The sequence below is a fragment of the Streptomyces sp. NBC_01454 genome (assembly GCF_036227565.1).
Classification (GTDB): domain Bacteria; phylum Actinomycetota; class Actinomycetes; order Streptomycetales; family Streptomycetaceae; genus Streptomyces.
This window is the reverse complement of record NZ_CP109461.1, coordinates 331,266-357,660: the sequence shown is the minus strand read 5'-3', so window position 1 is coordinate 357,660 and position 26,395 is coordinate 331,266. Positions and strand designations below refer to the sequence as shown.

Here is a 26,395-nt window from a genome sequence, read left to right as displayed (position 1 = left end):
CCCATTCCTGCGGGAGAGGGGCCACGCCTCGCCCCCGCAGGCGCCTTCCTCGCCGTGTCATCGCCTGCCCGGGCCCACGCCAGCACTTCCGCACCGGGCCACGGCCAGCCGGTTGTGAACCCATTGCCAGAGCCGTCCGCAGCGGATCAGGTCTACCGCGGACCGCCCGGTCAGTCTGAAAGTGGCAACCCCGTGTAGTTCTCGGCGAGTTCCGCCGCCGCGTGCTTCGAGGTCGCCACCCGTTCCAGCTGTGACAGCTGCAACCGCGTCTCGAACGCCGACTGCTCAGGGTCCGTGTGCAGGGTGGTCGTCATGAAGTACGAGAAGTGCTCCGCCCGCCACACCCGGCGCAGACATGTGCCCGAGTACGCGTCCAACAGCTCGGTCGAACCAGTCTCCCGCCACCGGGTCAGCGCGCGGGCCAGCACGATCACATCGGCCGCGGCCAGGTTCAGCCCCTTCGCTCCGGTCGGCGGAACGATGTGCGCCGCGTCGCCCGCCAGGAAGACCCGGCCGTAGCGCATGGGCTCGGTGACGTAACTGCGCATCGACAGCACCGCCTTCGAGGTGACAGGTCCACGCTCCAGCTTCCAGCCGGGATCGGCGTGGGTCGCAAACCGGGCGTCCAGCTCGTCCCAGATCCGCTCGTCCGGCCAGTCGCCGGGATCAGCGCCGTTCGGCACCTGGAGGTACAAGCGGCTCACGGACGGCGAGCGCATGCTGGCGAGGGCGAAGCCACGCTCCGAGTGTGCGTAGATCAACTCCTCGTACACGGGCGGTGCTTCGGCGAGTACACCGAGCCAGGAGTAGGGGTATGTCCGCTCGTAGGTGGTCCGTACGGAGTCGGGCACGGCGTTGCGGGTCACACCGTGGAAGCCGTCACAGCCGACAACGTAGTCGCAGGTGAGCATCTGCTCCCGGCCCTCGTGCCGATAGCGGACAACCGGGCTTCCGGTGTCCGCACCGTCGATGGAGGTCACCTCTGCCTCGAACAGCAGTGGCCCGCCCTCGGCGAGTTGGAGGGCGATGAGATCCTTCACGACCTCGGTCTGCGCGTACACCATCACGCTCCGCCCGCCGGTGAGCGAGGGGAAGTCGATGCGGTGCGCGCGGCCGCCGAAGCGGAGCTCGATGCCGTCGTGGGGCATGCCCTCGCGGTCCAGTCGTGCCCCTGCCCCGACGGCGCGCAGCGCGTCGACGGTGGCCTGTTCGAGGATTCCGGCGCGCTGTCGCTGCTCGACGTAGGCACGGTCCCGGCTCTCCAGCACGACGCTGTCGATTCCTGCGCCGTGCAGCAGCCTGGCCAGCAGCAGGCCGGCCGGGCCGCCGCCTATGATGCCGACGGTGGTGTGCATCAGCACTTCCCTTCTTCTTCGAGTTCCCTGAGGACGGGGTCCGCCACGGCGAAGGCGGAGTTGGCGGAGGGCACCCCGCAGTACACGGCTGACTGCAGCAGGACCTCGCCGATCTCTTCCGGGGTGAGGCCGTTCCGGACGGCCGCGCGCACGTGCATGGCGAGCTCCTCCGCGTGGCCGCCGGCGACGAGTGCGGTGAGGGTGATGCAGCTCCGCGTACGCCGGTCCAGGACGTCGCTGGTCCATATCTCGCCCCAGGCGTAGCGGGTGATGAAGTCCTGGAAGCGCGCGGTGAACGGGGTGGTCCGGGCGACGGCCCGGTCGACATGGGCGTCGCCGAGCACCGCACGGCGCACGGCGGTACCGGGTGATCCGGTTGAGCCGGCTCTGAAGTGCGCCTGCAGCGCGCTGAGTACGGCCTGCGGCTGCTCCACACTCGCCAGGTGCGCGGCGTGGGGCAGTTCGAGCAGCTGGGCGTGGCCGATACCGTCGGCGAGTTCGCGGGCGTGGGCGGGTGGAGTGGCCGGGTCCTCGCGGCCGGCGATGACGAGGGTGGGTGTGGTGATGCGCGACAGGTCGGCGCGCAGGTCGAGGGTTGCGAGGAGGTCGCAGCAGATGGCGTAGGCCTCCCGGTCGGCGGAGCGCTGGTCGGTGACGAACGCGTCGAACTCCGTGAACGCCGGGGTGAACCACCGTGTGGGCGCGGTCGCGGCGATCGGGTCCGTGCCGTGCGTGCGCACCAGCTCGGCGCGCTCCAGCCAGGGTCCTGGTTCCCCGAACCGGGCCGAGGAGCAGAGCAGGGCAAGGGAGGCCATCCGGCCGGGGTGGTGTGCGGCGAGCCAGATGCCGACGGCGCCGCCGAGGGAGATGCCCGCGTACGCGAAGGAGTCGGCTCCGAGCGCGTCGGCGAGGTCGAGGACCAACCCGCCGAGCTCGGCGATGCCGGCCCCGGCAGGGAGCAGATCGGCACGGGAGCCGCCGTGGCCGGGGAGGTCCCAGCGCACGACGCGCCACTGTTGTGCAAGCGCTGGGACCTGCGGGTCCCATACGGACAGCGAGGTCCCGAGGGAGGGCCCGAGTACGAGCACGGGGGCGTCGGCCTGGCCGTCGACACGATGGTGGAGCAGGGGGGTCATGGGGCGTCCTGGGATTCAGGGGCGGGTGCGGCCTGGTGGGTGTTCGTGCCCGCATGTCCGCAGCCGCGTGAGAGAGCGCGGTCGACCAGGGCTGGGGCGGAGCCCAGGTACCTGCTCGCGTCGCCAAGACGGGCGAGGGTCTCCGCGGGGAGCCGGGTCGTCAGCTCCGGGTCCCGGAAGAGGTCGGTGCCCTGCCGTGACGCACGGCGCGCCGCCTCCGTCACCAGGCGGCGCGCCGCCGCGCGACCCAGCATCGGCTGAAGCTCCGTCAGGAGACGTTCGGTGAGCATCAGTCCGCCCGTGAGGTCGAGGTTGGCCCGCATCCGGTCCGGGTGGACCACGAGGTCCGAGCACAGGACCGTCGTCGCCCGCGCCGCCCCGCCCGTCAGCCGCAGGGCCTCGCGCAGGGGCAGCCATTCCGCGTGCCACGTCCCCGCGGGGCGTTCGTCCTCCGCGACCAGCGAGCCCAGGAGGACCGACGCGAGGGGTGGCACCTGGCGGGCCGCGGAAGCGATCAGCGTCGCCCGCGCCGGGTTGTTCTTGTGCGGCATCGCGGAGGAGCCGCCGCCGGAGCCCTCCGCCAGCTCACCCACCTCGGTGCGGGACAGCACCAGCACATCCGCGGCGATCTTTCCCAGCGCACCGGCGCAGAACGCCAGCGCTGCGCCCAGATCCGCGATCGGAGTGCGCAGGACGTGCCAGGGCAGCTCGGGCTCGGCAAGGCCGGTTTCCCGCGCGTAGGCGGCCAGGAGCGACAAACCCTGGTCACCGAAGGCGGCCAGGGTCCCGGCCGCGCCCCCCAACTGCGCCGGCAGTGAGGCCCGAACCCGTGCGAGCCGTTCCTGTGCGTCCAGTACGAGCGCGCGCCAGCCCGCCGCCTTGAGGCCGAAGGTGGTGGGGACGGCGTGCTGGGTGAGGGTGCGGCCCGGCATGGGAGTGTGGCGGTGCCCGGCGGCGAGTGTGCCCAGCACGTCGGCGGTGTGTGCGAGGTCGCCGGCCATCAGGTCCAGGGCTGGTGCGGCCATGAGCATGAGTGCGCTGTCCAGGATGTCCTGGCTCGTGGCGCCCCGGTGGACGAACTCCGCGTGCTCGGGCACTCGTTCGGCCACGGCCGCGGTGAGGTCGGCGACGAGTGGGATTACTGGATTGCCCCCGGCCTGCGCCCGCAGGGCCAGGGACCGTGCGTCGAACCGTGCGGCGGAGCACGCCACGGCAGTGACGGTCTCGCCCGCCGCCTGGTCCTGAACGCGCGCAAGCGCCGCCTCGGCGTCCAGCATGGCCTGCAGGAAAGCCCGGTCACTCGTGGCTGTCTCCGCGGGGCTTCCCGCCCATAGCGGAGCCAGCAGCCCGACGTCATCCGTGGAAGTCAAGGAAGACCGTCTCCTTCTCCCCTTGCAGGTGGATGTCGAAGCGGTACGCCCGCTCGCCTGTGGGCACCGCTGTCAGCGTGGACCTGCGTTCCTCGGGAATCGTGGCGAGCAGCGGGTCGGCCGCCGCGTCGCCGACGTACGCCCTCGTGAACAAGTGGTGCATCAACCCGCGGGCGAACACGCACACCGACAGATACGGCGTCGCCTCCGGCGGTGGCAGTGTCGTCACGACCCAGCGCCCGTCGGCGTCGGTCGGCACTCGACCGAACCCGGTGAAGTCCCTCCCGTTGCGGCCGGTGAATCCCCCGGTGACCGGGTCCCGGCGCAGGGAGCCGGGGCGGCCCGAGCCCTGCCAGAACTCCAGGAGCGCGTCCGGCACCGGGTCACCGTTCCCGTCGCGTACGCAGCCGTGCACGGTGATCGTGGCGGGATGCCCGGCTGGGGCGATGTCCCCGCCGCCGGGAAACGGGAGGGCGTACCCGTAGAAGGGGCCAACGGTCTGCGAGGGAGTGGGGAAAAGCGTCATTGCCCCTCCTCGGGGTCCTGGAGCGTGGCGGCCGGGCCGTCGAGCACGATGTCCCAGCGGTAGCCGAGGGACCCTTCGGGGATCGACAGCTCGTGCTCGTACGCGGCGACGAGCCTGGCCCGCGCCGCCGGGTCGGTGACCGACTGGAGGATCGGGTCGTACGGGAAGAGGGGATCACCCGGGAAGTACATCTGCGTCACCAGGCGCTGGGTGAACGCCCTGCCGAACAGCGAGAAGTGAATGTGGGCGGGCCGCCAGGCGTTGACGTGGTTCCGCCACGGATACGCCCCGGGCTTGATCGTCGTGAACGTGTAGGTGCCGTCCTCGCCCGTCAGGCAGCGTCCGACTCCCGTGAAGTGGGGATCCAGCGGGGCCGGATGCTGGTCGCGCTGATGCGCGTACCTTCCTGATGCGTTGGCCTGCCAGATCTCCACGAGCTGGCCGCGCACGGGCCGTCCCGAGCGGTCAAGGATCCGACCGGTGACGGTGATGCGCTCGCCGAGCGGCTCTCCGGCGTGCTGCCGGGTCAGATCCGCGTCGAGCTCGGTGACATCGGTGATGCCGAAGACCGGACCGTGCAGCTCGGTCGCTTCCGGGTCGTCACCCACGGCGATGAGCGGCAGGCGCGGGTGGCGTAGGACGCTGCTGCGGTAGGGGGCGAAGTCCCGAGCTGGGTGGTGCGGTGCGGGAGCGCCGTCCATGACCGCCGTGGTGGCCGATTCATGGGCCGTGGCGATCTCCGCACTGATCTGCTTCTGGGTGGGGGTCATGGGGAAGTCACCTTTCCAGGACGAGTGCGAGGCCCTGCCCCACGCCGATGCACAGGGTGGCCAGTCCGGTGCCGGAGCCCGCGGCGGCCAGCTGATGGGCGACCGCGCTGGTGAGCCGCGCCCCGGACACGCCGAGCGGATGGCCGAGGGCGATGGCTCCGCCCCGCGGGTTGACGACGGCCGGATCGAGGCCCGGCAGCTGGTTCACACAGGCCAGGGCCTGGGCGGCGAAGGCTTCGTTGAGCTCCACGGTGACCAGCTCGCCCAGCTCCCGGCCGGCCTTCTTCAGGGCGCGGCGAACGGCCTCGACGGGGCCCGCTCCGAAGTACTGCGGCTCGATGCCGGTGACGGCCGAGGCACCGATGCGGGCGAGCGGTTCGCGGCCGGTGGCGCGCAACCCGTCCTCGTCCACGAGGAGCAGCGCGGCGGCCCCGTCGTTCAGCGGGGAGGAGTTGCCCGCCGTGACGGTGCCGTCCGTGCGGAACACCGTCTTCAGCTTGGCCAGCGCCTCGATCGACGTGCTGTCCCGGATGCACTCGTCCCGGACCAGGTCCACCCCGTCGACCGGCACGACCTCAGCGTCGTACAGGCCGTCCGACCAGCCACGGGCGGCATTGCGGTGGCTGGCGAGGGCGAACGCGTCCTGGGCCTCGCGGTCGATCCCGTACCGCTCGGCGAGCAGCTCCGCGCCCTCACCGAGGCCGACCGTCCACTCCTCGGGCATCCGCGGGTTGACCATCCGCCAGCCCAGCGTCGTCGAATGCACCTGCTGGTGCCCGGCGGGGAATCCACGCTCCGGCTTCTGCAGCACCCAAGGGGAGCGGCTCATCGACTCCACACCGCCCGCGACGGCGATCGACGCGTCACCGACGGCGATGGCGCGGGCGGCTTGGACGACAGCCTCCATCCCCGACCCGCACAGCCGGTTCACCGTGGTGCCGGGCACGGTCACCGGCAGTCCGGCGAGCAGCAGGGCCATCCGGGCCACATCGCGGTTGTCCTCCCCGGCACCGTTGGCATTGCCGAAGAAGACGTCGTCGATCCGGGCCGGGTCGAGGTCCGGCACACGCGAGACGAGTGCACCCAACACCCCCGCCGCCAGATCGTCCGGACGCACACCGGCCAGCGCACCGCCGTACTTGCCGATCGGCGTACGAACGGCATCGACCACATACACCTCACGCAGACGGCCGGTCATGTCAGCTCCTTCACGCACGCGACCCCGACGGGCGCAGCAGTCCTCTGTCGTATGTCATCCGGAGCGACTCCCGGAGCGGTCTCGACGAGAACGAGTCCCTCCGCGGTCACGTCCAGGACGCCAAGGTCGGTGATGATGCGGTGCACACACGCCCTGCCCGTCAGCGGCAGCGTGCACTCCTGGACGATCTTCGGGGCACCATCCTTGGTGGTGTGGTCCGTCAGAACGATCACTCTGCGGGCGCCGTGAACGAGGTCCATCGCGCCTCCCATGCCCTTGATCAACTTTCCGGGGACGGACCAGTTGGCCAGATCGCCGCCCGCGGAGACCTGCATGGCCCCCAGGACGGCCGTGTCGACGTGGCCGCCGCGGATCATGCCGAAGGACAGCGCGGAGTCGAAGAACGCGGCGCCGGGACGGGTGGTGACCGTCTCCTTCCCGGCATTGATCAGATCCGGGTCGACTTCGTCCTCGTACGGGTACGGTCCGACGCCGAGGATCCCGTTCTCGGAGTGCAGGACGACGTCAACGCCGGCCGGGAGGAAGCTCGGTATGAGCGTGGGCAGCCCGATGCCGAGGTTCACATACGAGCCGTCGGTCAGTTCGGCGGCCGCGCGCGCGGCCATCTCGTCGCGTGTCCAGCTCATCAGCGTCGTTCCGCCCCTCGTACGGTCCTTTTTTCTATGTCCTTGATGGCGGCCTGCTGCGGGGTGAGCGGGAGCACCCGCTGGACGAACAGGCCCGGTACGTGGATCGCGTCCGGGTCCAGTTCCCCCGGCTCGACCAGCTCTTCCACCTCGGCGATGGTGACCCTGCCTGCCATCGCCGCAAGCGGGTTGAAGTTCCGGGCGGCCTTGCTGAAGACCAGGTTCCCGTGCCGGTCGCCCTTCGCAGCACGCACGAGGGCGAAGTCGGTGGTGATGCCGTGTTCGAGGATGTGGTCACGGCCGCCGAAGGCACGGACCTCCTTGGCCGGGGACGGCAACGCCACCGAACCGTCGGGGGCGTACCGCCAGGGCAGTCCGCCGTCTGCGACCTGGGTGCCGACGCCGGCGGAGGTGAAGAAGGCAGGGATACCGCAGCCTCCGGCACGCAGCCGTTCGGCGAGCGTGCCCTGAGGCACGAGCTCGACCTCCAGCTCACCGTGGAGGTACTGGCGGGCGAACTCCTTGTTCTCGCCGATGTACGAGCTGGTGACCCGGGCGACGCGGCGCGCTGCGAGCAGGATGCCGAGGCCACCGCCGTCCACACCGCAATTGTTGGAGACCACGCCGAGTCCGGCGGTGCCGCAGGCGTGCACAGCCTCGATCAGCACGTTCGGCACCCCGCTCAGGCCGAATCCGCCGACGGCGAGCGACGCGTGATCCGGGATGTCGGCGACCGCCTCGGCGGCCGACCGTTTGACTTTGTCCATGGAGGGTTGCACCATTCGGTTGTTCGCCCAGTGAACTAGAGTTCATTTTTGGCTCGCCCTGAGTGTGCGTTCACCCGGCGCGCATGTCAACGCCCCTGGAGAAGCGATGCCAGCCACCCCGGCAGACGACCCGACCACCGCACCGGCCGAGGCCGTAGGGCCGCTGATGCGCGGGATCACCGTGCTGCACGAAATCAACGACGCGGGCGGACGGATGAGCCTCAGCGATGTCGCGCGCACCACGGGGCTGGCCCGCTCCACCGTCGACCGGGTCGCGGCAACCTTCGGGCGTATGGGCTATCTGCGGCTCGACGACCACGAGGTGAGACTCGCGCCGCAGCTGATGGAGCTGGGCAACACCTATCTCGCTGCGCTCGGGCTGCCGGAGCGGCTGGGTCCACTCGCCGCACGGCTCGCCGGGGAACTCGACGAGTCGGTCTCCCTCGCCGTGCCCGACAGGGACGGCATCCGCTTCGTGCACCAGACCACCCGGCGCCGTGCGATGTCGCTGACCTTCCGGATCGGTGATCTGCTGCCGGCGGAACGCACGGCGCCAGGGCCGCTGTTCGCCGCGGCGCGCTGGGCGGAGGAAGATTGGGCGGCGTGGCGCGGGCGCCGGGCGAGGGCCCCGGAGAGCCGCCCATTTCCCGCCGTGCCACCGCGATCCGGGGACACCGCCGCCAAGGACTTCGAAGACTTCGAGGAGCGGGCCGCCAGGGCGACGCAGGACGGCTACGCCCTGGACGACCAGCGCATCGAGCCCGGCCTGATCGCCGTCGCCGTCCCGGTTCGCGACCCGCAGGACGAGGTGGCCTGCGCGGTCAGCGTGGTCAGCCACACCAGTCGTCACAGCGCCGACTCGCTGCGGCAGGCGGTCCTGCCCCGGGTACGGGAGACCGTGGCCGCGATGGAGCACGAGCTGCTCCGGTCCGAACCCGCAGCGGCGGAACCCACCAAGGATCTCGCCCGGTGGACCACGACCTCCAAGCAAGAGCTCGGCGCGGAGTTCGTGGAGTCCCTGGCCCGCGGACTGACCGTGATCACCGCATTCGGGGAGGGGAGGGCGGAACTCTCGTTGAGCGAGATCGCCGGGGCAACCGGGCTCGCCAGGGCCTCCGCGCGGCGCGCCCTCATCACTCTGGAGCACCTCGGATACGTGACATCCCAGGACCGCCGCTTCCGGCTCACCCCACGCGTGCTCGCCCTCGGCCATTCCGCGCTGTCCTGTACGACGCTCCCTGAAATCGCCGTACCCCACATGACCCAACTGGTCGGCCGCGTCCACGAATCCGCGTCGCTCGCCGTCCTCGAGGGCGACGACATCCGCTACACCGCCCGCGTCGCCACCGAGCGCATCATGAGCGTCAACATCACCATCGGCACCCGCTTCCCGGCGTATGCCGCTTCCATGGGACGCGTCCTCCTGGCCGGACTCCCCGCGGACGAACGCACAGCCCGTCTGGCCCGTGCCGACCTCCGCCCCCTCACACCCCGCACCGTCACCGAGCCCGCCCGCATCAGCGCACTACTCGACGGCGTCCACCACGACGGCTATGCCCTCGTCGACGAGGAACTGGAGGAGGGTCTGCGTTCGATCGCCGTGCCCGTCCGCGACCGTCTGGGCCGCACGGTCGCCGCCCTAAACGTCGCCATGCACAGTAGCAGCCGCACCACAACGGCCTGCATCACGGACGTCCTCCCCGAACTCCGTGCCACCGTGGCCCGCATCGAAGCCGACCTCCATGTCGCGGGCCGCTTCACCCGCATCTCCGAGGTCTGACGTGATCGCCAGGACCCCGCCCTCCCCGCTCCCCGCTCCCCGGCCGTCGCGACGGCCGTGATCGTCGTGGCGGCGCAGCCGTCCGTGGAGACGTTCCTGCCGCTGCTGCTCGCGACCGTGCTGCTCGTGCTGGTCGGCCTCGTGACCGGCCGTAGCGGGCAGACCGCCCGCTACCCCACCTATTGGTGGTCGCCGCGACGGAGGCGAGCGAGCGGCGGCCTCGCCTTCGCCCCCGAACTCCTGCATGCGGGCGCCTTGTTCCACCGGATCGGCCTGAACCAGGAGCAGCGCTCCTCCGGCCGCCGGTTCGAGATCGCCGACGCCGAGGAGGCCCGGGCGCGCCGCACACCACCCCGGAGATCCCCGCATACCCCGATCCGGAGGTCGCACGGGTGACCGCGGGCGCAGAGCTGGACGTGCGCGGCACCGGCTACCGCGCCGTCTCCGGCGCGGTGCGGACGGCCGTGGTCGCGGCCCACGCGCCCCGCCTTCAAGCGGCGCGTTCAGCGACGGCATCGCGCCGAAGCCCAACGCCGCGTTCGGCAACGTCGAGGCGGACGCCCAGGAGCGGCGCACGTCCGGCTACGTCTCGCGAACGTCGTCGAAGCGGTCAAGAGCTCCAACCGGCCCGAGGGACCGGGGACCTTGACCACCGAACGGCATGGCGAGCCCCGGGCGGACCGCCGGGGCTCGACTCCTCGGCCTCGGCGGGACAGCACGGCCGCCCGCCTCCCCTCAGCACGCTCCCGCCGGGCAGCCCGCCCTCACCGTCGTACGCGCCCGCGTCTACGACGCGTTGCCTCAGCGGCGGGTCTCAGCCCAAGTTGACGACGCGGCCGAGGGAGGACGATAAGGTGCACCCGTAATTTCCGGTGCAGGGAGGAGCTGACCACCCGTTCCGCCTTCGGAGACCCCCAGATCACGCTGCGCAGGGGACCATCTCGTCCAGGCCGCCGGTCCGCCGCGCGCACTTCGGCAGCAGGCTGGAGGCGATCGTGCCCGGCCCGGTCCCTCGGGACTGCACCGCCACGGCGCCGACCTCCGGCATGACCTTCCTGGGCCGGTAGCCGTTGCGGGCGTTGCCGCCAGAACGAGAGCCCCGGCCACCGGTGCGGCCAGCCTCCTCGCCCAGATGCTGGTCCATCTCCGCCTCGACGGCGGCCTGCATGAGATGCCTGGTCAGCTCAACCAGCAGGCCGCCCTCGCCCATCAGCTTCAGCCCGCCGTCGCGGACCTTGACCTCGGCGAGTTCGGCCAGCTCGTCGAGCAGGCGCGGGCTCAGCCCGTGCGCAGCCGCCGCCTCACGGCTCAGAGTTGTTGCTTTCGATGCCACACCGGCACCGTCAACGTCACCGTCCAGCACCGCAACCGATACACCGTCAGCGCCCTCGATCAGGTGACCGTTCTTCGCTTCCATCAGGGGTCCCTTCTGAGTGGCTGCCCACCTGATTCATGACACTCCCGAGTGGCGCGGTGCCCCGCTTGGGGCTCTGTCGCGAGTTTGGTGAAAGACCCGGTGTGAATCTTGGTAGTTCGTGATCATGTCGGGCGTCGATCGCTGAACTGATCTCGGTCTTGTTCCCGCACTTCGCTCGCCTGCACGTTGAGCATGTCCGGGTGACTCTACGTACGGTCCGGATATATGCGCGAGGACGAGAGCCGGCCGTAGTGTGTCCGGGCTGCGGCACGGTGTCTATGAGGGTGCACAGCCGCTACGAACGGAAGGTCTCCGATACGGCGGTTGCGGGCCGGCAGGCCCAGATCTGCTGTTCCCGTCGGTCTCCGGTGTCGCGGTCATGGCGGTGGACACGGGTGATGAGGCCATTTACGTCGATATCCGCTGCACGCGCACCGGGGCGGCCTGTCCTGACTGCGGCGGCTGCGTCAGACGAGGACCGTCAGAGCGGACTCGGTGGACGCACGGTGCGCACCGTCACCGGGACACCGCCCCTGGGCCACATCGTGGCAACACCGGTCGGATGGACCGCCTTCGCCAAGGACAGTTCGGTCCGGCGTGCGAGTTCTGCGATCAGCGCTCGCAGCTCCAGCTCGGCGAAGGCGAATCCGATGCACCGCCGGTACCCGCCGCCGAAAGGGGACGAAGCTGTACGGCACTGGTTCGCGGTAGCCGGGAGTCGTGGGGTTCCACCGCTCCGGGCTGAACACCTCGGGGTCGGGCTACAGATCCGGTAGGCGGTGGGTCACATACGGTGAGTAGAGCGCCTTGGAGCCCTGCGGTATCACATGCCCGGCATACGAGAAGCTCTCGGCCGCTGTGCGTCCGGTCAGCACACCTGGGGTATACAGGCGCAGGATCTCGGAGACCGTCCAGCCGACATAGCGCATCGCCCCGAGGCGGTCGGCGGTCAGCACCCCGTCTCCGGCGATGCTCGCAACTTCGTGGCGAACGCGGTCATAGATCTCGGGGTGCCTGAGCAGCGCGCAAATGGCCCAACCCGCCGCGGAACTGCTTGAGTCATACCCAGAGGCGATCAGGCTGATCACCTGGTCACGTACTTCGAGGTCGGTGAGGTGGTCGCCTGCATGGTCGCATGCCCCCAGCAGGGCATCCAGTACCTCCCCTTGGTCGTCGGGCTTGGTCCGTCGTTTCGCGATCTCCGCGCAGACGCAATGATCGACGCGCCGACAGGCAGCCGCCGCCCGGCGATGGGCGCTGCCCGGCAGGTCGTAGTCGAAGCGGAGGAATGGTGAGCGGTTGATGTACCGCAGTGCCGTCTCAAGTTCTCGACCGATCTCATCGACGTGGGCCTGCAGCCGGTCACCGAACAATGAGCGGACGGCGATGCGTCGGACGCAGGAGCGCACTTCGGTGAACGCGTTGACGCGCAGTCCTGGCGGCCAACCGCCGATCATCCGGTGGCTCGCCTGGAGCATAAGCGGGAGGTACCCCTGGATGCGCCGGTGGCTGAACGCGGGCTGTACCAACCATCGGCGCCGCCGATGGTCGTCACCCTCACTCACCACCATCGCACGGGAGCCGACGACCAGAACGAGCAGGCTGAGCACTTCCCCTGAGCGGAACGCGGGATTCTTGGGCGAGACGCTCAGCAGCAGGCGGTTCGCCTGGGCACCGAAGAGCATCACATACCGTCTGTCGCCGAACCCGAACCGGCACACCGGTCCGTAGCGGCGCTGCAGCTCGAGCAGGGCGTCGTAGGGCTCGCCCAGCACACCCTTGAGGAAGTGGACGTGGCCGAGCAGCGTCGGTCCCGGCAACCGGGCCGCCGCATCACCAGCACGGGCTCTCATGATCACCGCTCCTCTTCCGCTTCCTTCGCCTCGCGCACATACCCCGCGGCAGGCAAGCGCGGGAGGCCGAGGCCGTCGTAGAGAGCTCTCACCAACGCGTAGCGACGGGCAAAGGTCTTGACGTCGTCCAGCCGGCAATTCCAGTAGACGGCGGCTACGAGGTCGAACAGCGGATCCACGAGTAGTGTGGAGGTGTTGCTGCCGGCGTGGCCGAACGTGCGGACCGAGCAACGGCGTCCGAAAATGGCCGGGAGTGTCATGACCCCCAGTCCGTAGGGAAGTCCGTGTCGCAGATCGATCGATGAGGCGCCCCGGGCCAGTGCGTGGCCGTCAACGCTTCGGCGCTGGCCTTCCCGATCAGCGGGGCGTCCTGGCGGATCCTCGTGGTCAGCAGGACCTCGCCGACGGCACACAGGTCACGCATGGTTCCCCACACGCCCGTGCCGGGCAGGGGCAACGCGCTGACCAGCAGCATGCGCTCAAGCAGAGCCTGCTGGTCCGGCGCGGGGCTGAACTGTCACCCGCTGCTCGCGGGAACGTCTGGAAATCCCAGGGTGGCGGAGAGTCCGAGGCGTTTGTACATCACACGGTAACTGTCGCCGCCCCCCCGCCGCGCGGCTCGGCCAGCCCCGTGGAGGCACAGATCCTGACACTGGCCGCGGGCGGCGCGACCACGGCGTCGATCGGGACGGCGCTGGGGCTGACCGTCGACGGGGTGAACTACCACCTCACCCGGCTGGCCCGCCGCTGGCGGGTACAGGGCCGTACCGCGCTGGTGGCCAGGGCGTATGTGCTGGGCGTGCTGTCGCCGGACAGCTGGCCGCCGGCGCCCGCCTGCCCGGCCGGGAGGCGGACGCGGGGTGCAACGGCCCGGCCCGCCGCCCCGGCAGCACACCTGTGCGGATAACTTCCATGATGTGGAGCAGAATGCAGCCGCACAGTTCGAGCGCGGAACGGACGGCCCGAAGGTCATCGTCGTGGGCATCGACGGCTCCGACTCGTCGTGGCGCGCCGCCGCCTACGCGGCGGGGCTGGCCCGGCGTCAGTCCTCGAAGCTCGCCCTGGTCTACGTCCAGCCGGTACTGCCCGCCGGGGCGGCGATGGGGGCCCCGGTCGCCGACGCCACGGACGAGGTGGCCGAGCAGCTGATGACCGAGATCCGCCGCGCGACCGAGCGGCTGGCGGGGCTGTACCCCCTGCGCTGGGAGTTCCACACGCTGCGTGGCGACCCGTACAACGGCATGGTGCAGATGGCCGACGAGCTCACGGCCGACGCGGTGGTGGTCGGCGCCTCGGAGTCCGCCGGGCACCGCATCATGGGCTCGGTCGCCGTGCGCCTGGTCAAGGCCGGGCGCTGGCCGGTCACCGTCGTCCCGTAGGACAGGTCCGCAACGTCCCGCCCGGCCCTCGCTCCGCTGGTGAGGCCGGGCACCCTGAGGCACGGTGGGAAGTGGACGGGCGGAGCGCCGCCCCGGCGAGGGAGACCACCGTGACCGACCGCACGTATCGCGTGACCGAGATCGTCGGAACGTCCCAGCAGAGCGTGGACGCCGCAGTCAAAAATGACAGCGCGCCGCGGAGACCCTGCGCAACCTCGACTGGTTCGAGGTCACCCAGGTACGCAGGCATATCGTCGACGGCGAAATCGATCACTACCAGGCCGGCCTGAAGGTCGGCTTCCGCCTGGAGGAGGCCGAATAACACTCCTCCCGTGTACGTCTCCCGGCGAGTCCCCGCAGCACTAGGGTCTGTCCGGTGGCGTCGCCTTCCTAAGAACTCCTAACGAAATGATCTTCGAGGTGGTTGGATCACTCCGGGACTGATGATCTGGGGGTACGGGGTGGCTCGGCCGAAGCCGTGGGAAGTCGATGACGAATTGTGGGCGGTGATCGAGCCGCTGTTGCCCAGGGTTGAGCGTCGGACCCGGCATCCGGGACGCAAGCGGCATCCGGACAGGCTGGTGTTCCAGGGCATCCTGTTCGTGCTGCACACCGGGATCGCCTGGGAACACCTGCCGCAGGAACTCGGCTTCGGGGCGGGCATGACCTGCTGGCGCCGCCTGGCCGAGTGGACCGAGGCCGGGGTGTGGCCTCGGCTGCACGAGGTCCTGCTCGCCAAGCTCCGCGGCGCGAACGCCTTGGACTTCTCCCGGGCGGCGGTCGACGGCTCCCACATCCGGGCGTTAAAAGGGGCCCCAAGACGGGACGAAGCCCCGTCGACCGGGGCAGGACGGGCAGCAAGCACCACCTGATCACCGACGCCACCGGCATCCCTCTGGCCGCCACCCTGACCGGCGGCAACCGCAACGACGTCACCCAGCTGATCCCACTCCTCCAGGCCGTGCCGCCAGTGCGGGGCAAGCGCGGCCGCCCCCGGCGCCGCCCGGACGTGGTGCTCGGTGACCGCGGCTACGACCACGACAAATACCGCCGTCTCGTCTGGGACCTCGGCGTGAAGCCGCTGATCGCCCGCCGCGGCACCGAGCACGGCTCCGGCCTGGGCACCCAACGCTGGGTCGTGGAGCGCGCGTTCGCCCACCTGCACTGGTTCCGCCGCCTGCGGATCCGCTGGGAGATACGCGACGACATCCACGAAGCCTTCCTCACCCTCGGATGCGCACTCATCTGCTGGAGGCGCCTGAAGTCATTGCGTTAGGAGTTCTAAGACGCCCCCGAGGGTCCATGATGAGCCGCCGTCGGACCACAACGGAGCGACGGAGGGATGACGCATGGGGCTGCGCGCGGGACAGGGCGTACTGCGCCGCAAACCGATCGAACACATTGAAGAGGCGGAAGGCAGCGCGAGTCAGCAGCTCACCCGGGCGCTCGGCCTGTGGCAGCTGACGGCCATCGGTGTCGGCGCCATCATCGGCGCGGGCATCTTCACCCTGGCCGGCACCGTCGCGAACGGCAAGGCCGGCCCGGCGGTGGTGATCTCCTTCCTCATCGCGGGCATCGCGAGCGCCGCGGCGGCCTTCTCCTACGCCGAGTTCGCCGGGCTGATCCCGAAGGCGGGGTCGGCCTACACCTATGGCTACGCGGTCCTCGGCGAGCTGGCGGGCTGGTTCATCGGCTGGGACCTGCTGCTGGAGTACACCGCGATCGTGGCGGTGGTGGCGATCGGCATCTCCGGCTACTTCGGCTTTCTGCTCGGTGAGCTGGGCGTCGATCTGCCCGCCTGGATGCTGGGCGCGCCGGGCACGGGCCCGGGGCACCGGGTGGACCTCTTCGCGGCGGTGCTGTGCCTGCTGATCGCCTATCTGCTGACCCTGGGCATCAAGAACGCCGCACGCTTCGAGACGGTCGTGGTGGGCCTGAAGGTCATCGTGGTCATCGTGGTCATCGCGGTCGGCTTCTTCCACATCAACACCGCGAACTACCACCCGTTCTTCCCGTTCGGGGTGAGCGGCGCCTTCACCGGCGCGGCCACGGTCTTCTTCGCGGTCTTCGGCTATGACGCGATGAGCACCGCGGCCGAGGAGTCCAAGGACGCCCAGCGCCACATGCCGAAGGCGATCATGTATTCGCTGGCCATCTCCATGGTGCTGTACGTCCTGGCCTGCCTGGTGCTGACGGGTATGCAGAACTACCGTCACATCGACCCGGAGAGCGGTTTCTCCTCGGCGTTCAAGTCGGTGGGCCTCAGCGGCCTGGCGGATGTCATCGCGGTCGGCGCGATCATCGGCATTCTGACCGTCATGTTCACCTTCATGCTCGGGGTGACCCGGGTGTGGTTCTCGATGAGCCGGGACGGGCTGCTGCCGAAGTGGTTCGCCAAGACCAGCGCCAAGCACCGTGTGCCGACCCGGGTCACCTGGATCGTGGGCTTCGCCTCCGCGGCCATCGCGGGCTTCCTGCCGATCGGTGAGGCCGCCGAGCTGACGAACATCGGGATTCTGCTCGCGTTCGTGGTGGTCTGTGTCGCGGTCATCGTGCTGCGCTACAAGCGCCCCGAGCTGCCGCGGACGTTCCGTACACCCGGGATGCCGGTGGTGCCGGCCATCGGGGTGTGCTTCTCGATCTGGCTGATCACGTTTTTGGCGTGGCAGACCTGGGTCCGGTTCGTGGTGTGGTTCCTGATCGGCATGGTCATCTACTTCTCGTACTCCTACCGCCGTTCGAACCTGGCGCGGGCGGAGGGGCGGACCGCCTCCGGTACGGACGGCGGCGGCACACCGCGGTGAGCCACGGCCGCCAATCGGGCGGCGGCACACGACGGGGACCGGCGGATCGATCGGCCGGCCCCCGCGCGCGGTCAGAAGACGAACGGCCCCGGCGACTGCGGGGAGGTGGCGTGACAGGTGGCCGTGATGCCCAGCACCACGACCGTCTGAAGTCCTACGGCGGGATCACCGCCGAACTGACGGCCACCGCCCGCACCGGCAAGCAGCGCTACACCTTCCCGGCCACCGACCGGGCCAATGTGCTGCTCGACGCGGGCCAGTCGCTGCACCGGACGGTCTCGACGCGGGTCGAGGTGCTCGACTCCCGCACCATCCGCACGACGATCACGGGCCGCGGCTTCTGCCAGGACACCAAGCCGTACACCGTCCACACCCTCACCCGCTTCGACCGGCCCTTCGCCTCGTACGGCACCTGGGACGGCGACAAGGTGACGGCGGGCTCCCGGGACTCCACCGCCACCGGCCGCCACGGGGCCTACGCCCGCTTCGACACCCGCACGGACCGCACCGTCGAGGCGACCACCGCGATCAGCTATGTGGACGCGGCGGGCGCGGCGGGCAACCTGCGTGCCGAGGGCGGCCGTTCCTTCGACCGGACGAGGGCCGCGGCCGACGCCGCCTGGGAACGCCGGCTGGCGCTGGTGCGGACGCAGGGCGGCGACCAGGCGCTGCGCCGCACCTTCTACTCCTCGCTCTACCGGTCCTTCCTCGCGCCGAACATCGGCAGTGACGTGGACGGCCGCTACACCGGCTGGGACCAGCGCGCCCACCGGGCCGAGGGGTTCACGTACTACCAGAACTGGTCGCTGTGGGACACCTACCGCACCCAGACACAGCTGCTGTCGCTGCTGGCGCCGGGTGAGGCCCGCGACATGGCGCTGTCGGTCCTGCGGATCGACGAGGAGAGCGGCTGGCTGCCCAAGTGGGGCTACGGCACGGTCGAAACCAACATCATGACCGGCGATCCGGTCACTCCCTTCCTCACCAACGCCTACCAGCAGGGGCTGCTGCGGGGCCATGAGGAGCAGGCGTACGCGGCGCTGAAGAAGAACGCCGACGGGGTGCCGCCGGCCGACTCCCCAGCCATCGGGCGGGAGGCCAACGCGCAGTATGTGAAGGACGGCTTCGTGCCGTACCTCAAGGACCACCCGCATCCCAAGTCCGGCGACTCCGACTTCGCCCAGGGCGCCTCGGCGACCCTCGAATACGCCCTGTCGGACGCCATGCTCGCCCAGATGGCACGCGATCTGGGCCACGGCGGGGACGCCGACCGCTATGCGGCCCGGTCCCGCAACTACCGCACACTCTTCGACAGTTCGACCGGCTTCTTCCGGGCCCGCGACGGGAAGGGCGCCTTCACCGGCCCCGCCGACCCGGCCAAGAGCGTGGGCTTCCACGAGGGCACGTCCTGGCAGTACCAGTGGCTGGTGCCGCAGGACCTGCCCGGGATGCTGGCGCTGATCGGCGGCAAGGACAAGGCCGACGCGCGCCTGGACTCCTTCTTCGCCTACCCCCGGTTGCTGGCGGACCCGGGGAGGACGGCACGCGAGGTGTGGGTCAACGGCCCCTACGACTACTACAACGCGGACAAGTACAACCCGCAGAACGAGCCCGATCTGATCGCGCCGTACACGTATCTCTCCACCGGCCGCCCCTGGAAGACGACCGATGTGGTGCACGCCGCGCTGACCCTGTTCACCGACGCCCCCACCGGGATGACCGGAAACGACGACCTGGGGACGATGTCGGCGTGGATGGTGCTCTCCTCGATGGGGATGTTCCCGGTCCAGCCGGGCACCGACACCTGGGGGCTGAGCACTCCGGTCTTCGACCGGGTGGAACTGACACTGGACCGGCGCTTCTACCCGTCCGGCCACTTCTCCGTCACGGCGCCCGGTACGTCCTCCGCCAACCGCTATGCACAGTCCGTCCGCCTGGACGGCACCGACCATGACCGCACGTACCTCACCACCGGCGACCTGCGCGCGGCCCACGAACTGTCCTTCACCGTGGGGCCAAAGCCGTCCGCCTGGGGCACCGGCCCCCACGCGGCCCCACCGCCGGTGGGCGGCCCGGCCACACAGCAGCGGCGCGATCGCCAGCACTGAGAGCACCACGGCCGAGACCAGCGCGATGGCGACCCGCGCCCGGGGGCCGGTCAGCGCCCTGCCGAGCACGGCTCCGCCGGCGGCCAGGAACAGCTGCCAGCTCGCGGAGGCGGTGAGCACGGCCGCCACAAAGGCGGCCGGTCCGGCGACACCGGTGCGCAGGGTGCCCGCGCCACCCGCGAGCACCAGCGCGGAGAAGTAGACCACCGTCCACGGGTTGATCAACGTCAGCCCCAGGAAGGCGGCATAGGCCCGGGCGGGGTGTCCCAGGACGTCCCGCTCCGGGCCGTCCGGCGTGCCGCGCTGCCGCAGTGCCCGCCCGGCGGTCCGTACCGAGGTCAGCGAATCGAACCGTTCCGGGTAGTCGGCGGCGTACTTCGTGGTCCTGAACTGGCTTTCCGAGTACGGATTGTCGTTGCTGACCCTGGGGCGCGAGTGACTCCTGGTGATGCCGAGGTCGATCAGCAGCTGGGGGAGCTTCTTGCTGGTCATGGAGGTGCCGTGGTCCGCGTGCACGGTCTCGGGCACGATGCCGTTGCGCTCGATGGCCTCGCGGATCAACTCCTCGGCCCGCTCGGCCGTTTCGGCCAGTTCGACGGTTTGGCCGACGATGTAGCGGTTGAAGATGTCGATGATGACGTAGGCGTGGTACCAGATGCCCTTGGCCGGGCCGGGCAGCTTGGTGATGTCCCTTGTGTCCTGAACACGGGAAGGAAGCGTGTATAGGCAGCTTTCTGTAAGTGATGCTGTACGGATGATGAAGGTTTTGTTGGCCCTTCGAAGTCGCCCTGCGGGGGGAGATTTCAAACCGCCTCATGCTGCGTTGGCTGAAGACCGTCGTGGTGAGCGATGAGGAAAAGGCATCGGAAGAGATGTCAGGTGGGGATCGGGAAGACGAACGCAAGTGAATCGCTGCTGACGTGTCGTAAAACAATCAGGTGGCGTCAAAACCGGGGTGTGGGATAGATCCCGGGATGAGCCTGACGGGAGCCCGTCTATTGGTCAGGTGGCGTCCGGCATGTAGGTGACGTGAGCCCGGTCTGCGGCGTCCGTATGGAACAGGAGAAGGCAGGTCCCGGTACTGCCCGCCGCTCGGCGGCGGACGAGAGGGAGAACTTCGAGCAGCAGAATCTGCGAGGAGCCGAGTACCGACCCGGGTCCTGCTGGCGGACCGGCCCGTAGTAGTGGTGATGCCCCTGTAACGGGGGCGGAGCGAAGGAGCCGGGTCGCTCGTGACTGTGTTGATCGCATCAACCGGGAACATCCGGGAGGAATTCGGTGGGCCAGTTGAAGTCGAAGACCAAGCCGTTTGAAATTTCCAAGTGGGAGATCAAGGAGGCATGGGAGGAAGTCAGGGCTAACAAAGGCGCCCCGGGAGTGGATGGGCAGAGTATCGATGACTTCGAAAAGGATCTGAGAGGTAATCTCTACAAGATCTGGAACAGAATGTCATCGGGCTCCTACTTCCCGCCTCCGGTGCGTGCGGTGGAAATCCCCAGGTCGCACGGAAGTGGCACGAGGATGCTCGGCATGCCCGCTGTCGCGGACCGCGTGGCACAGACCGTCGTGGCCCGGCATCTGATGCGGCGAGTGGATCTAGTGTTCCACCCGGACAGCTATGGGTATCGGCCGGGGCGGTCCGCCTTAGACGCCGTGGAGAAGTGCCGGGAACGCTGTTGGAAACGGGATTGGGTCGTCGAATTCGACATCGCCCAGTTCTTCGACAGCGTGCCCTGGGACCTCCTGGTCAAGGCGGTGGAGGCTCACACCGACGCCGTTTGGGTGAAGTTGTACGTGTGCAGGTGGCTCGCCGCCCCGCTCGTCATGCCCGACGGCTCCCTGCTGCAACGGGAGCGCGGAACCCCACAAGGGGCTCCGGTCTCACCGGTGATGGCGAATCTGTTCTTGCACTACGCGATCGACCTCTGGATGGACCGGGAGTTCCCGTCCGTCCAGTTCGAGCGGTATGCCGATGACGCGGTCATGCACTGCGTCACGGAGCGGCAGGCCCGCGAGGTCCTGGATGCGCTGCGGAACAGGGTGGTCGAGGTCGGGCTGGAACTGCACCCGGACAAGACCCGGATCGTGTACTGCAAGGACGCCAGGCGCCGCGGCTCGCACGAGCACGAGGCGTTCACGTTCCTGGGCTACACCTTCCGCGCCAGAATGAGCCGCGACCGGCAGGGAGTTCAGTTCCTGTCGTTCACGCCGGCAGTCAGCAAGGAAGCCCTGAAGAAGATGGGGCGGGAGGTGCGGTCCTGGAGGCTGCACACCCGCTCGGACCTGTCCTTCGTGCAGCTCGCTCGCAGGATCAACCCTGTGGTGGCGGGCTGGGTCAACTACTACGGCCTGTTCCGGCCGTGGGAGATGAACCCCGTCCTCAGGCGCATCAACGCCTATCTGGTGCGCTGGATCCGGCGGAAGTACGAGCGGCTGGCGCCGAAGCGCAAGGCCATCGCGAAGTTCCAGGAGATCGTGAAGCGATACCCGAGGATGTTCGCGCACTGGCGAGTGACTATGGCGATCTCGGTGGTCTGACGATCAGGGCGACAAGAGCCGTGTAACGGGCGACTGTTACGCACGGTTCTGTGAGGGCGTGCGACACGAAGTCGCACGAATCGAGTGAATTGCACTGAAAGGAGGATCAGAGGTGTTGATGGTGTAATTCCGGACTAGTGTCCATGGGTCCGTTCCCGCCCTGACGTGCGTTGCGAGTAATCGCGGGGTGCGAAGCTCAGGGTTCAAGCCCAAGGGTGCTCGTACCATCCGAGCGCAACAGGCCAGGGAAAGGCTGATGGGTGAACGACAGTGAACCCGTGATGATGCTCCGTCACAGAAAGCCCTGGAGATGGCATGTAGGACCAGGGTGTAGGGCTGGCCGTTGGAAAGCGGCAGGCGGCGGCTGTGCAGCTCTACGCAGCCGTAAGGACACCGCAGCCTCGGAGTTGAGCGGGCACCCTTCCCAGCTGCATCTCGATCGTGTGAAACGTGGTAACCCCGTTGAGGTCCGGTGGCGATAACCGGTAGGCCGACCGTAAGGAGAGCTCAACTCCCCAGCGGGAACAGGATGGTCCAACAAGCCAAAGCCAGCAGCCGAAAGGAAACAGGAAGCCGGATGTCGCGAACTGGCACCTCCGCTGGTGACCTCCGTATAACTGGCTGGATACAGGCTCTTGCCTGGCCCGAAAGGGAGCTGACGTGGACCAGGTGAGCCTTTGAATGCTCACGCCGCAAGGACAACCGAACCGAAGGGCAAGTTAGGCGCCATGACAACGCGGACGAGTGAGGCGGCGCCGGCCGTCGTGCCTGCTCCGAGTCTGGTGAACGGACCGGAGGACCTGGACTGGCACTGGGATGCCATCGATTGGGGGCATGCCGAAGCCCAGGTAAGACGTCTGAGGCAGCGGATATTCAAGGCAACGCAGGAAGGGGACCTCAAGAAGGTCCGCAATCTGCAAAAATTGATGCTTCGGAGCTTTTCCAACACGCTGGTCAGCGTACGGAAGGTCACGGAGGTCAACGCTGGACGCCTGACACCGGGGATTGATGGGAGGGTCATTACGACCTCCCAGGGCAAGACAGGGTTGACGCAAGCCTTGCGTCGTTCCGTTCGAGAACCCAAAGCCCGGCCAGTCAGGAGGGTCTATGTAGCGAAGGCGAACGGGAAGCGGCGCCCACTGGGGATTCCCGTCATTGTAGATCGCGTGCGACAAGCCCGTGTCGTCAATGCGCTGGAACCAGAGTGGGAGGCCAGGTTCGAGCCGAGATCTTACGGATTCCGGCCGGGCCGCGGCTGTCATGACGCGATTGAGACCATCTTCACCACAGCGTGCGGTAAGAATGCCAAACGCCTGTGGGTGCTCGACGCGGATCTCAAGGCAGCCTTCGACCGCATCAGTCATGATCACATCCTCAACCAGCTCGGCACCTTCCCTGCTAGGAAGTTGGTCCACGGCTGGTTGAAGGCAGGTGTGGTTGAGAGGGGCTGGCTCACCCCGACCCGCGAGGGAACGCCTCAGGGCGGTGTGGTCAGTCCATTGCTACTCAATATCGCCCTCCATGGAATGGAGAGTGCGGCCGGGGTACGCTATCGCACCGGCCAAGACGGAAACATCGTCGAGGTAGTGCGTGGTGCCCCGGTGCTGGTCCGCTACGCTGACGATCTTCTCGCCTTATGCTCCAGCCAGGAGCAAGCCGAGTGGGTCAAAGCGCGGTTGAGTGAGTGGTTGACTCCCAAGGGTCTTACCTTCAACGAAGAGAAGACCCAGATCGTCCATCTGACACAAGGGGTCGATTTCCTAGGGTTCAACATCCGCCGTTACGACAGTGGAAAGCTCATCATCAAGCCCAGCAGAGACGCCGTTAAACGAATCCGGAAGAGACTCGCTGATGAGATGCATGCCCTACGCGGTGCGAACTCGGCGGCAGTCTTAGCCAAGCTCAATCCCATCATCAAGGGTTGGGCTTGCTACTACCGGACCGTGGTGTCCAGCCGAATATTCAACGCGCTGGATGCCTATGTGTGGAGGCTCACCTACCGGTGGGGTCTACATAGTCACCAGAGCAAACCCACACGCTGGGTTGTGGATCGGTACTACGGCGCTTTCAACACCGCCAGGAAGGATCGATGGGTCTTCGGCAACCGTGACAACGGTGCCTATCTCATCAAGTTCTCCTGGATTCCTGACGGCGGTCTTCGTAAGCTCCACGCTGGCGGCCATCTACGGCGCAATCTATGGCCACGGTTTTCCCCACGTACGGCATGGGGTCCCCGGGTACGGCCAGATTTCTCCCCGCTCGCTTTGAGTAATCCCGCTCGACGACGCTGGAGCGGGTGAAGAACAGCGAGGAAATCATGGAGATCCTGGAGGCTTACGACCTCACGGGGAGTTACCGCGCCGCGGCCGAGCTGGCCGGGTGCGACCACCACACGGTGGCCCGATATGTGAAGATGCGGGCGGCTGGGCAGCAGCCGGACAAGCGCCGGCACCGGGCCCGGCAGATCGACGACTATCTGCCGAAGATCGAGGAACTGGTGGTTCGCTCGCAGGGCAAGATCCGCGCGGACGTGGTCCACAAGAGGATCACCGCGATGGGCTTCACCGGCGGGGAACGCACCACCCGCCGCACCGTCGCCGAGGCGAAAGCCCAGTTCAGGGCCGGTAGGCGGCGGGTCTATCGGCCGTGGGTGACCGAGCCGGGGCTCTGGCTCCAATACGATTTCGGCGACGGCCCGGTGATCAACGGACGCAAGACGACGCTGTTCTGCGCCTGGCTCGCGTGGTCGAGGTTCCGCGTCGTGATTCCGATCTGGGACAAGACGCTGCCGACGATCACCGCGTGTCTGGACACGACGTTCCGCCGGATCGGCGGCATCCCGGCCTACGTGCTCACCGACAACGAGAAGACCGTCACCACCGATCACGTCGCCGGGATCGCGGTCCGTAACCCGGAGATCGTCGAGGTCGCGAGGCACTACGGCACGACGATACGTACTTGCCTGCCCGCGGATCCGGAGACCAAGGGCGGCTCGGAGTCCACGGTGAAGATCGCGAAGGCCGATCTCGTGCCGAAGGACGTGAATCTGCGCGAGCAGTACAAGAGCTTCGGTGACCTGGAGGCGGCTTGCCGGCAGTTCTGCGAGGAGGTCAACTCCCGTATTCACAAGGCGACTCGACGCAAGTCCGTCGAGCGGCTCGCGGAGGAAGCCCACCGGCTGCACCCGCTGCCGAAGAGTCCGTTCACCGCGGCATTCGGCACCACCCGCCGGGTCTGCTGGGACGCGACGATCTCGGTCGAGGCGGTCCGCTACTCGGTCCCGCACGAACTGATCGACACCCGGGTCTGGGCCCGCTTCCACGGCGACGAGCTGATCGTCACCGCCGCCGACGAGACCGGCTCGGCCCGTGAGGTCGCCCGCCACCAGCGGGGCGAGCCCGGCAGCCCTGTCTTGGACGACGCCCACTACCCGCCCCGCGAAAACAAGGAATCCGACCGCACCCCGCGGGCCACGAGCGCGGAGGAGGCCGCGTTCCTCGCCCTCGGCCCCGGGGCGGCGTCCTGGCTGATCGAAGCAGCCGCGACCGGCGTCCGCCGGATCAAGGCGAAGATGGCCGAGGCCGTCGCCCTGGCGAAACTCCACTCCGCGGCGGAAGTCGACCGCGCGCTCGGCACTGCCGCGGTCACCGGACGGTTCGCCGACAAGGACCTGCTGTCCATCCTCGACTACCAGGCCGTCCACGGCCCCACCGAGCCGCACCGCCGCAGCGAGGACCACTCCCTGCAGCCCGGCACCGGCGCCTGGTCCACGTTCGGCCTGTCCGCCACTTCTGATCTTCCCGAGTACGACGAAAGCGATCTCGCCTGATGGCCACCCCTCTTCGCACCGTTCCCGGCACCAACGGCGACCCCCTCGCCGAGGCCATCGAGCTCACCAGGCGGCTCAAACTCCCGCACATCCGCCGGTCGTTGACCGACATCATCCCCACCGCGAAGGCCCAGAGGTGGGACCCGGCCGAGGTCGTCCGCGTCCTTCTCGCCGAGGAGGCCGCCGGACGAGACCGCGCCAACCTGCACACCCGCCGCAAGCGGGCCGGCTTCCCCACCGGCAAGACCTTCGGCGACTGGGACGAGGGCAAGTCCTCGATCCCCAGGGCGACCCAGGACGCGCTCAAGACCCTCGAATGGGTCGGCCGCCGGGAGTCGTTTTGTATTTGTGGACCAAGCGGCACGGGCAAGAGCCACTTCACCGAGGCTCTTGGGCAGACCGCGGTCGAGGCCGGCCTGGCCGTCTCATGGTTCACGATCGAGGACCTCGGCTCGCTGGTCCGCCGTCACCGCGCGGACGACTCGATAGCAAGGGCCCTGGCACGGATCATCCGTTCGGATTTGATCATCGTGGACGACATCGGGCTCCTGCCCGTCTCCGAGGACGCCGCCGAGGGCTTCTACCGACTGGTCGATGCCGCATATGAGCGACGCTCGATCGCGGTGTCAAGCAACCTTCATCCGTCTGGCTTCGACGAGATCATGCCCAAGACCTTGGCCACAGCGACTGTCGATCGTCTTCTGCACCACGCTCATGTCGTGGTCACGCAGGGTGATTCGTTCCGGCTTACCGAGGCCACCACCGGGAAGGGAGTGAAGCCCTTCAGCTGATCCACACCGACCCAAAGGCGGGGAGATTATCTGGCCGCAGGCGGGGCGATCATGCCGTCCACCTGCGGGGATGTCTCAAGGCCGCCAGCGGGGCGCCACAGAAGGCCATTGACAATTCCGATCGTTC

23 protein-coding genes and 4 pseudogenes are annotated in these 26,395 nt (G+C 68.5%); 13 read left to right on the top strand and 14 right to left on the bottom strand.

Annotated features, from left to right (window positions below; all coding sequences use genetic code 11):
- Positions 1-170 precede the first annotated feature (170 nt).
- From OIU81_RS38355 to OIU81_RS38320, 8 genes are read right to left on the bottom strand one after another with little or no spacing between them, the layout of a single operon-like run.
- A complete protein-coding gene (locus tag OIU81_RS38355; protein WP_329142512.1) occupies positions 171-1,355 on the bottom strand; it encodes a 4-hydroxybenzoate 3-monooxygenase in 1,185 nt (394 codons plus the stop codon).
- A complete protein-coding gene (pcaDC, locus tag OIU81_RS38350; RefSeq protein WP_329142513.1) occupies positions 1,355-2,491 on the bottom strand; it encodes a bifunctional 3-oxoadipate enol-lactonase/4-carboxymuconolactone decarboxylase PcaDC in 1,137 nt (378 codons plus the stop codon). Before pcaDC ends, OIU81_RS38355 begins: the two co-directional genes overlap by 1 nt.
- Complete coding sequence (pcaB, locus tag OIU81_RS38345; protein WP_329142514.1) at positions 2,488-3,861, bottom strand: 3-carboxy-cis,cis-muconate cycloisomerase; 1,374 nt, start codon at positions 3,859-3,861, stop codon at positions 2,488-2,490. The genes pcaDC and pcaB overlap by 4 nt, the downstream gene beginning before the upstream one ends.
- The gene (gene pcaG / locus OIU81_RS38340; RefSeq protein ID WP_329142515.1) at positions 3,845-4,387 is read right to left on the bottom strand and encodes a protocatechuate 3,4-dioxygenase subunit alpha; all 543 of its coding nucleotides are present in this window, start codon (positions 4,385-4,387) and stop codon (positions 3,845-3,847) included. Before pcaG ends, pcaB begins: the two co-directional genes overlap by 17 nt.
- Positions 4,384-5,157: a protocatechuate 3,4-dioxygenase subunit beta gene (gene pcaH / locus OIU81_RS38335; protein ID WP_329142516.1), complete on the bottom strand. Its 774-nt coding sequence runs from the start codon at positions 5,155-5,157 to the stop codon at positions 4,384-4,386. The genes pcaG and pcaH overlap by 4 nt, the downstream gene beginning before the upstream one ends.
- A 7-nt stretch (positions 5,158-5,164) precedes the next feature.
- Positions 5,165-6,355 carry a thiolase family protein gene (locus OIU81_RS38330; protein WP_329142517.1) on the bottom strand — a complete coding sequence of 397 codons (1,191 nt, stop codon included), beginning with the start codon at positions 6,353-6,355 and terminating at the stop codon, positions 5,165-5,167.
- Positions 6,352-7,002 (bottom strand): CoA transferase subunit B, encoded by a 651-nt coding sequence (locus OIU81_RS38325; protein ID WP_262039924.1) that lies wholly within the window; start codon positions 7,000-7,002, stop codon positions 6,352-6,354. The genes OIU81_RS38330 and OIU81_RS38325 overlap by 4 nt, the downstream gene beginning before the upstream one ends.
- Complete coding sequence (locus OIU81_RS38320; RefSeq protein ID WP_329142518.1) at positions 7,002-7,769, bottom strand: CoA transferase subunit A; 768 nt, start codon at positions 7,767-7,769, stop codon at positions 7,002-7,004. Before OIU81_RS38320 ends, OIU81_RS38325 begins: the two co-directional genes overlap by 1 nt.
- Before the next feature lie 106 nt (positions 7,770-7,875).
- Between OIU81_RS38320 and OIU81_RS38315 the strand changes: the two genes are divergently transcribed.
- Positions 7,876-9,549: an IclR family transcriptional regulator domain-containing protein gene (locus tag OIU81_RS38315; RefSeq protein WP_329142519.1), complete on the top strand. Its 1,674-nt coding sequence runs from the start codon at positions 7,876-7,878 to the stop codon at positions 9,547-9,549.
- 66 nt (positions 9,550-9,615) lie between these two features.
- On the top strand, positions 9,616-9,945 hold the full coding sequence (locus OIU81_RS38310; protein WP_329142520.1) for a hypothetical protein: 330 nt from the start codon (positions 9,616-9,618) through the stop codon (positions 9,943-9,945).
- Between the two features lie 523 nt (positions 9,946-10,468).
- Here OIU81_RS38310 and OIU81_RS38305 read toward each other — a convergent pair.
- Positions 10,469-10,966, bottom strand: a complete 498-nt coding sequence (locus OIU81_RS38305) for a transposase (RefSeq protein WP_329142521.1) — start codon at positions 10,964-10,966, stop codon at positions 10,469-10,471.
- Between the two features lie 200 nt (positions 10,967-11,166).
- On the opposite strand from OIU81_RS38305, the pseudogene OIU81_RS42595 reads away from it, so the two are divergent.
- A pseudogene (locus OIU81_RS42595) lies at positions 11,167-11,301 on the top strand (transposase family protein); the annotation flags it as partial.
- Positions 11,302-11,447: 146 nt separating this feature from the next.
- Here OIU81_RS42595 and OIU81_RS42590 read toward each other — a convergent pair.
- From OIU81_RS42590 to OIU81_RS38285, 4 genes are all read right to left on the bottom strand, one after another.
- On the bottom strand, positions 11,448-11,735 hold the full coding sequence (locus OIU81_RS42590) for a cytochrome P450 (protein WP_443074113.1): 288 nt from the start codon (positions 11,733-11,735) through the stop codon (positions 11,448-11,450).
- Positions 11,728-12,819, bottom strand: a complete 1,092-nt coding sequence (locus OIU81_RS38295; RefSeq protein WP_329142522.1) for a cytochrome P450 — start codon at positions 12,817-12,819, stop codon at positions 11,728-11,730. The genes OIU81_RS42590 and OIU81_RS38295 overlap by 8 nt, the downstream gene beginning before the upstream one ends.
- Before the next feature lie 2 nt (positions 12,820-12,821).
- A complete protein-coding gene (locus tag OIU81_RS38290) occupies positions 12,822-12,998 on the bottom strand; it encodes a hypothetical protein (protein ID WP_329142523.1) in 177 nt (58 codons plus the stop codon).
- A gap of 77 nt (positions 12,999-13,075) precedes the next feature.
- Positions 13,076-13,294, bottom strand: a complete 219-nt coding sequence (locus OIU81_RS38285; protein WP_329155610.1) for a hypothetical protein — start codon at positions 13,292-13,294, stop codon at positions 13,076-13,078.
- A 117-nt stretch (positions 13,295-13,411) separates the two neighbouring features.
- On the opposite strand from OIU81_RS38285, the pseudogene OIU81_RS38280 reads away from it, so the two are divergent.
- From OIU81_RS38280 to OIU81_RS38255, 6 genes and pseudogenes are all read left to right on the top strand, one after another.
- A pseudogene (locus tag OIU81_RS38280) lies at positions 13,412-13,726 on the top strand (helix-turn-helix transcriptional regulator); the annotation flags it as partial.
- Positions 13,727-13,736: 10 nt separating this feature from the next.
- Positions 13,737-14,198, top strand: coding sequence for a universal stress protein (locus OIU81_RS38275; RefSeq protein WP_329142524.1), 462 nt, complete (start codon positions 13,737-13,739; stop codon positions 14,196-14,198).
- 110 nt (positions 14,199-14,308) lie between these two features.
- Positions 14,309-14,520 (top strand): annotated as a pseudogene (locus OIU81_RS38270) (dodecin).
- 121 nt (positions 14,521-14,641) lie between these two features.
- Positions 14,642-15,474, top strand: a protein-coding gene (locus OIU81_RS38265) for an IS5 family transposase (RefSeq protein WP_443073899.1) whose coding sequence is annotated in 2 segments (ribosomal slippage) — positions 14,642-14,986 and positions 14,989-15,474 — 831 coding nt in all. Because the reading frame shifts where the segments join, the coding sequence is not laid out codon by codon here.
- A gap of 73 nt (positions 15,475-15,547) precedes the next feature.
- On the top strand, positions 15,548-17,002 hold the full coding sequence (locus tag OIU81_RS38260) for an amino acid permease (protein WP_329142526.1): 1,455 nt from the start codon (positions 15,548-15,550) through the stop codon (positions 17,000-17,002).
- 110 nt (positions 17,003-17,112) lie between these two features.
- On the top strand, positions 17,113-19,110 hold the full coding sequence (locus OIU81_RS38255; protein ID WP_329142527.1) for a GH92 family glycosyl hydrolase: 1,998 nt from the start codon (positions 17,113-17,115) through the stop codon (positions 19,108-19,110).
- A gap of 483 nt (positions 19,111-19,593) precedes the next feature.
- On the opposite strand, the pseudogene OIU81_RS42585 reads toward OIU81_RS38255, so the two are convergent.
- Positions 19,594-19,917: pseudogene (locus OIU81_RS42585) on the bottom strand (integrase catalytic domain-containing protein); the annotation flags it as partial.
- Between the two features lie 471 nt (positions 19,918-20,388).
- On the opposite strand from OIU81_RS42585, the gene ltrA (OIU81_RS38245) reads away from it, so the two are divergent.
- The 4 genes from ltrA (OIU81_RS38245) to istB all read left to right on the top strand — a co-directional run bounded on the left by ltrA (OIU81_RS38245) (position 20,389) and on the right by istB (position 26,268).
- A complete protein-coding gene (gene ltrA, locus OIU81_RS38245; protein ID WP_329142529.1) occupies positions 20,389-21,648 on the top strand; it encodes a group II intron reverse transcriptase/maturase in 1,260 nt (419 codons plus the stop codon).
- 728 nt (positions 21,649-22,376) lie between these two features.
- Positions 22,377-23,948, top strand: a complete 1,572-nt coding sequence (gene ltrA / locus OIU81_RS38240; RefSeq protein ID WP_329142530.1) for a group II intron reverse transcriptase/maturase — start codon at positions 22,377-22,379, stop codon at positions 23,946-23,948.
- Positions 23,945-25,477 carry an IS21 family transposase gene (istA, locus tag OIU81_RS38235; RefSeq protein ID WP_329142531.1) on the top strand — a complete coding sequence of 511 codons (1,533 nt, stop codon included), beginning with the start codon at positions 23,945-23,947 and terminating at the stop codon, positions 25,475-25,477. Before ltrA (OIU81_RS38240) ends, istA begins: the two co-directional genes overlap by 4 nt.
- Positions 25,477-26,268, top strand: a complete 792-nt coding sequence (gene istB / locus OIU81_RS38230) for an IS21-like element helper ATPase IstB (RefSeq protein WP_329142532.1) — start codon at positions 25,477-25,479, stop codon at positions 26,266-26,268. The genes istA and istB overlap by 1 nt, the downstream gene beginning before the upstream one ends.
- Positions 26,269-26,395: the final 127 nt, after the last annotated feature.

Bases quoted from the DNA above. Each gene is read 5' to 3' on its own strand.
- OIU81_RS38320 (WP_329142518.1), bottom strand. From the start codon at position 7,769: ATGGACAAAGTCAAACGGTCGGCCGCCGAGGCGGTCGCCGACATCCCG.
- OIU81_RS38260 (WP_329142526.1), top strand. From the start codon at position 15,548: ATGGGGCTGCGCGCGGGACAGGGCGTACTGCGCCGCAAACCGATCGAA.
- OIU81_RS38325 (WP_262039924.1), bottom strand. From the start codon at position 7,002: ATGAGCTGGACACGCGACGAGATGGCCGCGCGCGCGGCCGCCGAACTG.
- OIU81_RS38295 (WP_329142522.1), bottom strand. From the start codon at position 12,819: ATGAGAGCCCGTGCTGGTGATGCGGCGGCCCGGTTGCCGGGACCGACG.
- pcaH (WP_329142516.1), bottom strand. From the start codon at position 5,157: ATGACCCCCACCCAGAAGCAGATCAGTGCGGAGATCGCCACGGCCCAT.
- pcaG (WP_329142515.1), bottom strand. From the start codon at position 4,387: ATGACGCTTTTCCCCACTCCCTCGCAGACCGTTGGCCCCTTCTACGGG.
- OIU81_RS38330 (WP_329142517.1), bottom strand. From the start codon at position 6,355: ATGACCGGCCGTCTGCGTGAGGTGTATGTGGTCGATGCCGTTCGTACG.
- pcaDC (WP_329142513.1), bottom strand. From the start codon at position 2,491: ATGACCCCCCTGCTCCACCATCGTGTCGACGGCCAGGCCGACGCCCCC.
- OIU81_RS38285 (WP_329155610.1), bottom strand. From the start codon at position 13,294: ATGCTGCTGGTCAGCGCGTTGCCCCTGCCCGGCACGGGCGTGTGGGGA.
- OIU81_RS38355 (WP_329142512.1), bottom strand. From the start codon at position 1,355: ATGCACACCACCGTCGGCATCATAGGCGGCGGCCCGGCCGGCCTGCTG.
- OIU81_RS38315 (WP_329142519.1), top strand. From the start codon at position 7,876: ATGCCAGCCACCCCGGCAGACGACCCGACCACCGCACCGGCCGAGGCC.
- ltrA (WP_329142530.1), top strand. From the start codon at position 22,377: ATGACAACGCGGACGAGTGAGGCGGCGCCGGCCGTCGTGCCTGCTCCG.
- OIU81_RS38305 (WP_329142521.1), bottom strand. From the start codon at position 10,966: ATGGAAGCGAAGAACGGTCACCTGATCGAGGGCGCTGACGGTGTATCG.
- istB (WP_329142532.1), top strand. From the start codon at position 25,477: ATGGCCACCCCTCTTCGCACCGTTCCCGGCACCAACGGCGACCCCCTC.